The organism is Candidatus Hydrogenedentota bacterium (genome assembly GCA_018005585.1).
GTDB lineage: Bacteria > Hydrogenedentota > Hydrogenedentia > Hydrogenedentales > JAGMZX01 > JAGMZX01.
This window is the reverse complement of record JAGMZX010000057.1, coordinates 7,218-15,885: the sequence shown is the minus strand read 5'-3', so window position 1 is coordinate 15,885 and position 8,668 is coordinate 7,218. Positions and strand designations below refer to the sequence as shown.

Below are 8,668 nucleotides of genomic sequence, written 5' to 3'. Positions count from 1 at the left end.
GGCTCTCGAATGGGCGCCGGGCAAGTATCCCATCTGGTCGCATCCGGACGGCGGGCCGGACGGCGGCGATGCGCGTTTCACGGAGTTCCAGAACAAGTGGGAATCGGTGATTCGCGAGTGGTCCGCGCGCTGGGGCGGGAACGTCAGCGGCTGGTGGTTCGACGGCTGCTATTATCCGCACGGCATGTACTTCCACCCTGACCCGCCGAACTTCGCCAGTCTCGCGGCCGCGGCGCGCGCCGGAAACCCGGACGGCATCGTCGCGTTTAACCCCGGCGTCTTCACGCCCGTGCGCAGCCTGACGCCTTACGAAGACTACACGGCGGGAGAGATCAATGAGCCGGACAGGGTCGTCTGCACCGGACGCCGTCTGGGCAGCGCGCAGTTTCACATCCTGAGTTACCTCGGCCCCTCATGGGCGCAGAGTCCGCCGCGCTTTACCAACGAACAAGTCATCGCGCTAACGCGCAATGTCACCGGCAAGGGCGGCGTCGTCACCTGGGACGTCCCCATCAACGCAGATGGCAGCATTCCAGAGCCCTTTGCGGACCAGCTCCGCGCATTGGGCGCCGCAATGGAGAATTAACCCCCTCCCTCACCCTCGCCGCCCCGGAGCACGAGGAGGAATACGACACAGCGTCATCGCGCGGTTGTGTTGAACCGAAGCACGCGCACTGGTTGCTAATGGCCGCTGTGGGCCTTGCCCGGGGGCATGCCGCAACGGTCTTTTTCAGACGAGGCGTTCAATCCGCTAATTCTTCGAGAATGGTCAAGGTCTGCTCGGTAATGGGCCACGTTCCGCGTTCGACAGACCGAAGCCCATCGTTGAGATAGACGACATGCGAGAACCGGGGACGGCTGTCCCAGTCCGTGAAGATATGCCCCACCCCGCGTTCGATAAGTACCGGGACGTCGCTGGTTATCCCGCCGAAATCGGGGATATCGCCGTATCTCTCGCGGCCTTCGTATGGCGAGAGCGCATTGGGGTCCCCCGTCTGCCGCCAGAGAGACATAACATCGATTTGCAGCCTGTGGAGCACGCGCGTTTCCAAGCCGTCTCCCACGACCAGGTCATCGTCAAACGTTCCACCCCGGGAAATGGTCGTGCGGTAGGCCCGCGCGAACGCCTCCACGTCGTCGTCGTCCAGCAGGGCGTAGCCCAGATAGAAATAGCTCTGGCTGCCCATGACGGGCGTCCTCGCGCGCGCGGCTTCGTAGCCCGCCGTATTCATCCCGGCATAACGAGCGGTTGGACAGGTCAGCGCACGCAGAATGTCACTATCAGGCGGGATTGCTTCCCGCGAAAACATGAGCACGCCCGGCTGCGAAGACAGAGGCGGGAATCTGCCGGCGTTGTCCTCGGCATACCTGCGAAGCTTCGCTTCCAACAGGTGCAGATTGCCCGGACAGACGACCGCATCCATGTTATGCCGCCACTTGGCGGAGAATCCGAGCAGGGGCAAGGCAATCAGAATGGCGGCAACAGAGCCCAGCGCACTTCCGAAAAATGCCCGCCAGAGTGGGGCGCGTGCATTCCTTCTCAGGAAGACCACATGTCCCGAGAGAAGGAGCAACAGTGCCCCGCCCAGCGTGGCAACTGCCAATTCGTGGCGGAGCAGCGACGCGACAACAGCGATAGGCGCCGAAAACAGGACGCCGAGCGAGACGACGAAGAAGACACGCCAGCACGGCGCGCACGGTCCTCTGCAGGCATTGGCAATGAACACAGCCTCTCCGCAAACGATGGCCGCGAGCGCACACCCCAGCGTAGCGGCCGCCACGCAATAGAGGCACAGATAGCTCCAGGGAAGGAAGCCCCAGATAAAAGGCGGGCTCCAGGAATACCATCCTGAGCCGGGAAGCCATGCGAGCAGTACAGCCATTGCGAACAGAACACCGGAGAGAACCGCGAAAGACGCGCTGAGATTCGCCAGTTTCGCAACGCGCGGACCGGCGGGTAATTGCGCCGGCGCTTCTGTGTCCGGTTCTCCGGCGTCCACGGGCAAGAATGACATGTGAAGCTCTCCGCGCACAGACTGCGCGTCCTCAAATACGGAAATCAAGGGGACCGAAATGACAAATCTGCAAATTGCTTCCTTACTCATTTCTCCGGCAATAACACGATGGTCTCGTCGGGCTTGGTCGGTATTTCAATCATGCGTTCTTGCCGGCTCGATTCATTGCCGTCACGGATGAGACGCACCCCCCGTGTCCACGGATTGTGGATACACAGGACACTGCCCGCTTCGCTCAGGATGGTAACCTTCCCGACGCGGCCATCAGCGCATGAGGCGCTGACCAGAAAGGCGCCGGCGGCGCGCAAGGTCGAGAAGGCAGCGGGGCGTTCCAGAGGCCAGTTGGGGAAGAGACGTATGGCGCCATTGTAGCTCTGCATGAGGCATTCGTTAATCACCACGGGCAACGAGAAATTCTCGAACCAGATGCCCATGGGCCGCATGAAATCAAAAGGCGTCGTGTCGTTGTAGCGACCGTGGACCTGCAAGACCATGTCGGCACAGGTCCCGTTTTCCACCAGGCAATAGTTCACCTGGCGTTTGAACCTGTCCAGGTCCAGCATGCCGATCCGCGCCGCCTGAAGATTCAAGAACACGAGTTCGTTGCCGCCTTCGTTCTGCTGGTTTCGATAGGAGTTCACCAGTATCTCGTACACGTCCGGCGGCGAATGGAGCCCGTGATCCTCGCCCGGGAATACGGTCATCAGGTTGTTCGGCACATTGAAAACAACCTCGGCATGCTCGCCCGGCACGGAGACGAAGACCTGGCCCCGTTTCGACTGCGCCTTCGGGTATTCCGGGAAATGGTCGAGGATATCGCGCACGTCGCCGATGGTCTGTGCTTCCGCCGTTTCGACCGCGAGCACACGCGCCGCCTCAAGGTATGCCTTCATCACGAACTTGATGAGCGTCAAGTCCACAAGACAGTCATTGTTGTACTTGAAGCCGGGCTTCAGGCCGTACAATTCCGGCGGCACGGTCGGGAACACGTGATACTTGCCGTCGCCCCATTGAGGACCGTGCGCTTCGGGGCGCTTCAGGTAGTCTACGAGAAACAGTACTGCGTCCCGCATTGGCACGAAGGCGTGCTCCCGCAGGAAATCCTCATCCATCGTATACAGGTAATGCCACCAGAGCCCCTGCACACTCCAGGGCGTCTCGCAGATTTCCCAGCCCCATGTCGGCACCGGATACGGCAAGATCGTCATCTCAACGGGGTAGGCGGAATGGGGGAAGTACGCCCCGCGCAGACCGTAATATTCCCTTGCCCATTTCCGGCTCAGCGGCAGCAGCCGCTCTATGAGTTCTACGTACGGCAGGTTCAGTTCCACGCGGTTGCTCGAGAACGGCAGCCAGAAAGGCTGCTGCGTGTTGTAGTTCATGTGGTAGTCGCCGTGCCACGCCGTGCCAATCCCGCGATAGCTCCAGTTTGCAAACAGCCCGGGACAATTCACGCCGGCCCTCGCGGCGCAGCGGAAAAAGTAGTGGTTCCAATACCAGATTTGTTCCAGGAACGCATCATCGAGCGCGACTCCGGAACGGTTCCAGTAGTCCCGCCAGATTCCTTTCGCGCGACCGGCCGCCGCGGCGCACGCCGCATCCGCCGGAACCGGGACATCGCCCTCCCCCACCTCGGACGCAAGCCCCTCATCAAGCTGTACGCAAGCCAAGAACGGCTCGCTCGACACCAGGAACCGCTCCAGCCTTCCCAGTTCTTGGGGGTGCCCCTCCAGGTCGATGCGGCCCGTCCCCTCCACTTGCGCGTTCACGCGCAAGGACAGGCAGAAGGCCCGGTCTTCAGGGCTTGACTCGCCGGGTTTGCCGCCGACGGGCTCGTTGAACGGCAGGACTTGCGTGAACGAGAGCGTTCCCTGGTCCGCGTTTCTGCCTGTACGATATGCTGGGAGATCGTTCGGCGTATCCGGGTCGGGGATTAGCTTGACCCTTTCAAAACAATTCGGCAGAGGATGATTCTCTGCGTCCACGAGGCGCAGCCACAGGAAATCCCGGTCCATGTCCACAAACAGTTGCAGTTGCGCGGGCTGACCATCCACAAGCAGGTTGACAGCGCACATGCCGGCGGCAATATCCACCCGGTAGCCCAGCAGCTCCACTTTTCGCCGATCAAAGCCCAACAGCACCGACCCGCATGGAAATGGTCTCGGGTAGGGTTTCCGGTAGTTGGCCTGCGTCATTTCGAGGTAGTCCCGATACCACGGGTCGGCTTCCAGACTCGGCAAGTCGCCCGGAATGGCTTTGACCTTCTCAAAGAGTTCCTGAAATACGCCGATCTTCTCCTTATTGTCCTCGGCAATCCGAATATCCCATACATTGTTGTGGCCGAAATGGAGCACGACTGCGTCCGGGCGCGTGGTCACGACCGCGCCCAAGCCGCCATTGCCCAAGAGCGCGCCTTCGAAGAAGCCCGGACCCGGCCTGTCCCGTACAATCGGATGCATCGCCGCCCTGGCAAGCGGATCAACCGTGGTTTCCTCCCCCATAGCGAGGCAACTCGCCGCGCATAACATCAGCAAGTACGTTGAAATCATTGCGAGCCTGCCGAGCAGACATCTTGAGGAATACTTCATGTCGCGGACTTTCTTAATCCCTGCACTTGTGCGGAGTGTCGAGAATGAACGAAGCACTCAGGAATGGCAGAGGCCGTGTGAATCCAGCTCTCCCGTCTCCTTTCCGAGTCATGCCCTCAGGCCCGACAGGTCAACTTCCAGGCGCTTATTCTCTTTCAGCAACTCATCCATCGTCATACGCGATCGTCGCGCGGCCGCTTCGCGTCCGAGAATGGTGACGAGACAGCCGTCGACGGACCGCCGCACGGTTGGGTTTTCGTGGCGTTGGTGAATGATGTCGTCGTGGAAGGTGGCGATGTTGCGGATCGCGCCCGCATTGTAGAGGTCGTCCACGGTTCCGCCTTCGGTTTCCTTTGCACCGCCTTTTACAAAGGCCTGTCCCCAGTAGTTGATTTGCGCGTGCCCCTCCGTTCCGTACGCGATACAAGTAAGACCGCCGGGATTCTTGTTCGGAAGCGCGACCGCGGCGTGGTTCAATACAAGGCCGTCTTCAAAATCGTAGACGACCGAGCACACGTCCCGCGAGTCGCCATGCGGTTCCATGCGGCAGATGCGGGACGCGCCCGCGGCCGCGACCGGGTTTCTGCCAATGACCCACAGGGCGGCGTCTATGGCGTGAATATCGTAGTTCACGATGTAGTCGCCGCCCAGGGCCACGTCGTTCACCCAGATCAGGTTCCTCAGCCGGCTTTCGACGGTATCTGTCTTCGGCGGGTCCTGGAATCCGGAGCCGTAGCCGAACGTCTGGACGTAGGCGAGCTTGCCGAGGCCGCCGTCCGCGATACGTTGGCGGACGTCGGCATTCACGGGGTCGGTGGGCATCTGATAATCGACAAAGAAGCACCGGTTCTTTTGTGCGGCCCCCTGCGCGGCGGCGTCAATCATAAGGCAGCCGGGCACATCCGCCGCGACCGGTTTCGCCATGTAGACGTGCAACCCGGCTTCCACCGCCGCGCGGGCGTGTTCCGGGAAGAAATACGGCGGCGTCTCCAGGAATACCGCCTCAACACCGCTCCCGATGACGCCCTGATAACCTGAGAGGCCGGAAAAACAGCGTTCGGCCGGCACGCCAAATTGTCTGCCCACTTCCTGCGCGAGTTCGGGAAAATAATCCGCGACTGCGGCAATCTCGAAGCCGCCGTGGTCACGCACCATGCTCGTGATCATCCTGCCGCGCCCGCCTAATCCGATAATCCCGGCCTTCACGCGCGTGTTGGCTTCGCTGCCCAAGGCGGCAGGGGCCGCCATGACGAGGAATGAGGCCGCGGCCGATTGCCGCACAAAACCACGCCGCGTGATGCGGCCAGAGGAATCGATAGGGGCTCGCATGATTCGTATTCTCCTTGGTTTAGCCCGACCGCGCCGCTCCTCTCCCGTGACTCCGGAACTCATTATAACCGCCTGCGTATGACCCGTCTATCCGCCCTCAGACACCCAGAATACCCCTTGCACAACCAAGGCAGAAACACGGCGCTTCCGAAATGCCGGGATTGCACGGTCTATGCCGTCACCTGGCGGTAGTCTTTCCCGAGATTGAATTCAATTACTTCACCAACCACCCGAAGACATAAGACTCTCTGGGCCTTTCGCCTGACCGCAAGATGGACATGACTACGCTCAAGACCGGGGTGTAGACTGGCGTCATCCTGCGGGCGGCCCGCTTCTTCGAGCTTCCGCAAAGGAGGGGAATCGCGCCATGCTCACAACACAACCCGTTGAACTCGCGCTCATTGGCGCGGGAAGCCGCGGCGAATTGAACTTGGGCTATCTGGCGAAGCGGCACGCGGCGCAGATGCGTTTCGTCGGCGTTGCGGAACGCGATGACGAGCGCAGACGTCGTTTCGTCGAGGCATTTCGCGTTCCGTCAAACCAGGCATTCGACGATTGGGAAGCGTTTTTCGCGGCGCCGCGCATGGCGGACGCCGTGGTCATCGCGCTGCCCTGTCACCTGCACTACCGTGCCGCGCTGACCGCGCTTCGCGCCGGATATCACGTGCTGCTCGAAAAGCCGATGGCGCACACGCCCGCTGAATGCGTTCATCTGGCCCTTGCCGCCGAACAGTGTCAGCGCCAACTCGTGATTGCGCTGCAGTGCCGCTACAACCGCATTTATTCGGAGGTTGCGCGGCTGCTCGACGAGCGGCGGATTGGCCGCCTCCTGAACATTGACTGCGCGGAGAATATCGGGTACTGGCATTTCATCATGAGCTACGTGCGCGGCATGCACAGCCGGTCGTGCGAATCTCATTCATTCCTGCTCGCCAAGGCGATTCACGACCTCGATCTGCTCAACTGGTTCTCGAATTCGCGCGCGCTGCGCGTGTCGTCGTTTGGCCGGCTCTCCCATTTTGTTGCGGCGAATGCGCCGCCCGGCGCCCCACTGCGCTGCACGGACGGCTGCCCCGCTCAGGCTACGTGCGAATACGACGCAGTGAAGCAGTACGTAGACCCGGGACGGCCCGCCATCCCCGCACGCTTGCTGACCGGAATGTCCGCGCGCGCCGCCATTGACTACTTCAGCCAGCCGCGCTTCCGCACGCTGGCCTCGACGGTGGTTCGGGACATCAGCCGGGAAAACGTGCTCAATGTGCTGCGCGAAGGGCCGCACGGGCGCTGCGTATTCCGGTGCGACAACGACGTGATGGACCACCAGGTCATCAACATCGAGTACGAGAACGATGTTGTCGTGTCGTTCTCGATTTCCGCGTTCAGCCTCGCTTGGGAGCGGACCTGCAACTTCCACGGAACGCGGGGCGAAATCCGGTCGGCGGACTTCTCCGGCCGGCTCGAGGTGCGCTCGTTCAACCCGGCGCGTGTGCAACGCAAGCGCATCCGCTACCACGGCCTCTTTCACGGCGGCGGCGATGAATCGCTGTTGGTCGCATTCGCCAAGGCGCTGCAGCGCGACGCGCCAGACGAGGCGTTGACGCGCGCGAGCAACGTCGTGGAAAGCCACCTGCTCGGGTTCGCGGCAGAAGAAGCGCGGCGCTCGAACGTGATCATGGACATGCAGGCGTTCCGTTCCCGTGCGGAAGCGGAAGCGCAGATCCTGGCCGGAAACGCGTCTTTGCCCGCTGGAAGTGGATGACAAGCGCCTCGTGGATGTCCTCGACCACAGCGACAATGGTATTGCCAGAAACCGAAACCGCTGTCTTCGGGTTCAGTGCCCCCGCCTTCACCGGCGCCTCCGCGCAGGCGGCCGAAACACGGCGCAAAGGCGCATCCTTAATGGGGTCGGGCAGTAATATGGGCCGGGTCGGCGGGGTCGCGTTCGGCGGCGACGCCCGCACTCAAAGCGCCGGAGGGCTCCGGCGCCTGCGGTTCCGAATCCCATCCGCCGCCAAGAGCCTTGATGAGGAGTACGGACGAGACCATGCGCTGGTTCAGAATCTGAATATCAGAGAGTTCGTTGGACAGCAGGGTTTGCTCCGCGTTCACGACGTGCAAATAGTCAGTAAGGCCGGTCTGATACTCGATCTGTGTGAGGCGCAGGTATTCTCGTGCCGCTTCCACCGCTTTTGCCTGCGATGCGGCTGCGGCCCCGCGCAAGTGCAAATCGGTCAACGAGTCTTCAACGTCCACAAAGGCGATCAACACTTGGTTGCGGTATAGAGCGTCGAGTTCCTGGTATCTCGCTTTCGCCTTTTCAAGGTTCGCGCGCAATGCTCCCCCCCTGAGAACGGGCAAGGAAATACTCGGTCCGAGCGACCATGCCAGGTTGTGCCAGTCGAGAATACCCTTCATCTCGCTGCTCTGGTAGCCCGCCGACCCGGTCAGCCGCACGCTGGGAAAGAAATCCGCCTCTGCCACACCGATCTCGGCACAGGCCGCGATAAGATTCTGTTCCGCTTCGGCCACATCGGGCCGGCGCCGGAGCAGGTCCGAGGGTAACCCGGCTGGAATTGCCGGTGGCGTTCCATGAAGCGGACGGGGTTCGAGGGAGAAATCCGCCGGAGCACGGCCCAGCAGGAGTGCGATGGCATGTTCGAGGTCCGTGCGCTGGCGGAGCGTATCCGCGGCCTGAGCGCGCGTCGATTCGAGTTGCACCGTGGCCTGCAGCAGGCT

Annotated in this window: 6 protein-coding genes; 2 read left to right on the top strand and 4 right to left on the bottom strand. The window is 61.6% G+C overall.

Annotation, left to right across the window (positions count from 1 at the left end; all coding sequences use genetic code 11):
* On the top strand, positions 1 to 586 hold a 586-nt coding region (locus tag KA184_11470; protein ID MBP8130187.1), incomplete at its 5' end, for a hypothetical protein.
* Positions 587 to 743: 157 nt separating this feature from the next.
* Here the strand turns inward: KA184_11470 and KA184_11465 are convergent.
* The 3 genes from KA184_11465 to KA184_11455 all read right to left on the bottom strand — a co-directional run bounded on the left by KA184_11465 (position 744) and on the right by KA184_11455 (position 5,932).
* Positions 744 to 2,015, bottom strand: a complete 1,272-nt coding sequence (locus KA184_11465; protein MBP8130186.1) for a hypothetical protein — start codon at positions 2,013 to 2,015, stop codon at positions 744 to 746.
* An 86-nt stretch (positions 2,016 to 2,101) separates the two neighbouring features.
* Positions 2,102 to 4,516 (bottom strand): hypothetical protein, encoded by a 2,415-nt coding sequence (locus KA184_11460; GenBank protein ID MBP8130185.1) that lies wholly within the window; start codon positions 4,514 to 4,516, stop codon positions 2,102 to 2,104.
* A 195-nt stretch (positions 4,517 to 4,711) separates the two neighbouring features.
* Positions 4,712 to 5,932, bottom strand: coding sequence for a Gfo/Idh/MocA family oxidoreductase (locus KA184_11455; protein ID MBP8130184.1), 1,221 nt, complete (start codon positions 5,930 to 5,932; stop codon positions 4,712 to 4,714).
* 367 nt (positions 5,933 to 6,299) lie between these two features.
* Between KA184_11455 and KA184_11450 the strand changes: the two genes are divergently transcribed.
* The gene (locus KA184_11450) at positions 6,300 to 7,691 is read left to right on the top strand and encodes a Gfo/Idh/MocA family oxidoreductase (protein ID MBP8130183.1); all 1,392 of its coding nucleotides are present in this window, start codon (positions 6,300 to 6,302) and stop codon (positions 7,689 to 7,691) included.
* Positions 7,692 to 7,828: 137 nt separating this feature from the next.
* Here KA184_11450 and KA184_11445 read toward each other — a convergent pair.
* The coding region (locus KA184_11445) for an efflux transporter outer membrane subunit (GenBank protein MBP8130182.1) at positions 7,829 to 8,668 on the bottom strand (840 nt) is incomplete at its 5' end.